The sequence below is a fragment of the Acidithiobacillus ferriphilus genome (assembly GCF_018854775.1).
GTDB lineage: Bacteria > Pseudomonadota > Gammaproteobacteria > Acidithiobacillales > Acidithiobacillaceae > Acidithiobacillus > Acidithiobacillus ferriphilus.
In genome coordinates this window covers 1-3084 of sequence record NZ_JAAZTY010000226.1, presented here as the reverse complement: position 1 = coordinate 3084, position 3084 = coordinate 1, and the positions used below count along the sequence as shown (strand labels likewise).

General features: G+C 64.0%; 5 protein-coding genes. All 5 read left to right on the top strand.

Annotated features, from left to right (window positions below; all coding sequences use genetic code 11):
• Positions 1-452 (top strand): polyphenol oxidase family protein (locus tag HF921_RS12655; RefSeq protein WP_215893940.1); only part of this gene is annotated, 452 nt, incomplete at its 5' end.
• A gap of 1 nt (position 453) precedes the next feature.
• Complete coding sequence (locus tag HF921_RS12650; RefSeq protein WP_064218994.1) at positions 454-1002, top strand: cupin domain-containing protein; 549 nt, start codon at positions 454-456, stop codon at positions 1000-1002.
• Positions 999-2171, top strand: coding sequence for a RuBisCO large subunit C-terminal-like domain-containing protein (locus HF921_RS12645; protein ID WP_064218993.1), 1173 nt, complete (start codon positions 999-1001; stop codon positions 2169-2171). The genes HF921_RS12650 and HF921_RS12645 overlap by 4 nt, the downstream gene beginning before the upstream one ends.
• Positions 2171-2824 (top strand): HAD-IB family phosphatase, encoded by a 654-nt coding sequence (locus HF921_RS12640; RefSeq protein WP_064218992.1) that lies wholly within the window; start codon positions 2171-2173, stop codon positions 2822-2824. The genes HF921_RS12645 and HF921_RS12640 overlap by 1 nt, the downstream gene beginning before the upstream one ends.
• A partial coding sequence (locus HF921_RS12635) for a class II aldolase/adducin family protein (protein WP_215893939.1) occupies positions 2814-3084 on the top strand: 271 nt, incomplete at its 3' end. The genes HF921_RS12640 and HF921_RS12635, both read left to right, overlap by 11 nt.

Below are 3084 nucleotides of genomic sequence, written 5' to 3'. Positions count from 1 at the left end.
GCGTGGTGCTGGCGGTGCTCACCGCCGATTGTCTGCCGGTGCTGGCTTGCGGCGGGGACGATCGTCATATCGGTGTTTTTCACGTCGGCTGGCGCGGCTTGTTGGCGGGTATCCTGGAACGCGGTGTGGCCGCCATGCCGGTGGCACCAGAGGATATTTTGATATACTTGGGACCTGCCATCGGACCTGAACATTTCGAGGTTGGGCCGGAAGTGCGGGCGGCTTTCCTGGCGGAGGATGCCGGGGCGGCGGCCGCCTTCCGCCCCGGGCATGGGGACCGCTGGCTCGCGAATATTTATGCACTGGCGCGGCGACGTTTGCAGCGGGCCGGCGTGCAGACCATTTTTGGTGGTAATCTGTGTACGGTGGCTGACCCGGCACGTTATTTCTCTTATCGGCGTGACGGTGTTACCGGACGTATGGCTTCTCTGATCTGGAAGGAGGACGTATAGCATGGCGACTTTGCAATATGCAGAATCTGCGCGGCGGATCACGGACGCGGCGCAGATTGCCACCATACTGGCCCCCCTGGGCATCACCTTGCAGACGATCCCGGTGACGGGGGGGCGCGCAGCGGCGCTGCTGGCTCAGCCCCAACTGGATGCGGAGGCGCAGGTGGCGTTGCTGACGGCTCTGGACGATGTCTTCCAGCGTTTGCAGCGGGAAAAGGGTTATCAGGAGCGGGATCTGGTCGTGTTGTATCCCGAGCATCCACAGTTGCCGGAACTCAACGCCCGCTTCCATCGTATGCACACCCATGATGATGAAGAGGTTCGCTATATTGTGGACGGAGAAGGTGTTTTTGGCTTCGTTCTGGAAGACGGTGCACAAGTCGAATTGACCGTGCAGGCGGGGGATTATGTTCACATCCCGGCGGACGTGGAACACTGGTTCCGCCTGAATGATGCGCAGCGGATCAAAGCGGTGCGCTACTTCAGTGCGCGCGGTGGCTGGACCCCGCATTATACGGACCGCGCCCTTCAGCATTTCCCCAACCCATGACGACTTTTATTGAGGTCGATTACCAGTTCCCCGCCGGGATAGACGCCCGGCGGCAGGCGCAGGCCATCGCCATCGGCCAGACTGCAGGGAGCTGGGATGCACGCTTTCAGCACCGGGAGGCGCAGTTGCGTGGTCATCTGGGGGAGGTGATCGCCATTGCCGAACTGGCGGCTGGGCGGCATCAGGCCACGGTGCGCTTCCCCGCCGCCAATGTGGATGGTCGCCTCGGCAGCCTGCTCACAATGATTTTCGGCAAATACTCCCTGGCGGGTCCCGCCAAGGTGATGGCCATTCGTCTGCCGGAGCGCTTCGGGCAGGCGCCACGCTTCGGGCTGGGCGGCATCCGCGAACGACTGGGGGTGCATGAACGACCCCTGGTCATGGCCATCTTCAAACCGGCGCTGGGGCTGACGGCGGCGGATCATGCCGCGATTCTGGCGGAGGTTGCCGTTGCCGGGCTGGATATCATCAAGGATGACGAAATCCTCCCGGACCTGCCGATGGCGGCGACCCTGGCGCGCTGGGAGGCCTGCGCGCCGGTGATCGAGGCGCGGCGTGATCAGACGGGTCGTGATTTGCTCTACGCGGTGAATCTCTCGGGGGATGCCCAGCAGGTGCAGACGCTGGCGTTGCAACTGGTGGCCGCCGGCGCCAATGCGCTGCTCCTGAATGTGCTGGCGTATGGTTTTCCGGTACTGGAGGCACTGGCCGCCGATCCCGACATCGATGTACCGATCTTCACCCATCCCGCCCTGGCGGGTGCCTGGTGCGGCGCGCCGGATTACGGTTTTGCCTATGGCGCCTTGCTGGGCACATTGATGGCTTGTGGCGGTGCGGATGCGGTGCTCTATCCGGCCCATTATGGCAGTCTGCCCTTCGCCGCGGCGGACGAATGGGCCATCGTCGCCGCGCTGCGGGCGCGGGGCGTGGCGCCGGTGCCTTCGGCGGGCGTGCATCCCGGCATGGTGGGGCGCATCCTCGATGACTATGGAACCGAAGTCATCCTCAACGCGGGGACCGGGATCATGGACCATCCCCAGGGTGCCGCGAGCGGGGTACTGGCTTTTCACGAAGCCATCGAGCGCTGGCAGGATGCGGCGCCGCGCACTCTGGAAGATTTGCCCGCCGGGCCCCTGCGGGCGGCGGTGGAAAAATGGGGGCAGGGCTGATGCAAAGAGCCATTTTTTGTGACTTCGACGGTACCATCACCGAGGCCGAAGTCTTCGTGGCCCTTATGCACCATTTTGCGCCGAAGGCCGCCGCCCGGGTCTTGCCGGAAATCTATGCGCAGCGCCTGACCCTGCGCGATGGTCTGCCCCAGGTGCTCGGCACCATCCCCTCGCGGCGCTGGTCGGAGCTGGAGGATTTTGTACGGGATACGGCATTGCGTCCGGGGTTGGTCGGGTTGCTGGCCCAGGCCAAAAAGGCCGATATCCCCTTTATTGTCGTCACCGGCGGCTTCACGCGCATGGCCGAGATCGCCCTCGCCCCTTATCGTCAGGAAATTTACGCCGTCCATGGTCTTGAGGCGGATATCACCGGCGAATACCTGCGGGTGTTCTCGCCTTGGCAGGATGACCATGAACTGGTGGCCAAGGCCGCCGTGATCGCGCACTATCAACCCGAGGATGCCGTCTGCATTGGGGACTCCATCACCGATTTGCGGGTGGCCCGGCAGTGTCCCCTGGTCTGTGCACGGGACCGTCTCGCGGAATATCTGCGGGAGGAGGGGCGTGCCTTCCTGCCCTTCGATGACTTCCGGGATGTGAGCGCCGCCCTTGAGCAACGCGGCTGGTGGCGGGAGCCTACCCATGCACCATGATCCACGCACCCATCTCGCGGCGGCGGCTCGCGATTTTTATGCGCGGGGCTGGATGCTGGGCACCGCGGGCAACCTGTCGGCACGCCGCGATGCGGACGCTTTCTGGATTACCGCCAGCGGCCGTCCCAAGGATCAGTTGGGCGCCGAGGATTTTGTCCTGATGAATCTGCGGGGGCAGGTTGTGCAGGCCCCGCCGGGACGTAAACCCTCTGCTGAAGTCGCCATCCATGAGGTGGTCTATCGGCATGTGCCTGACGCCC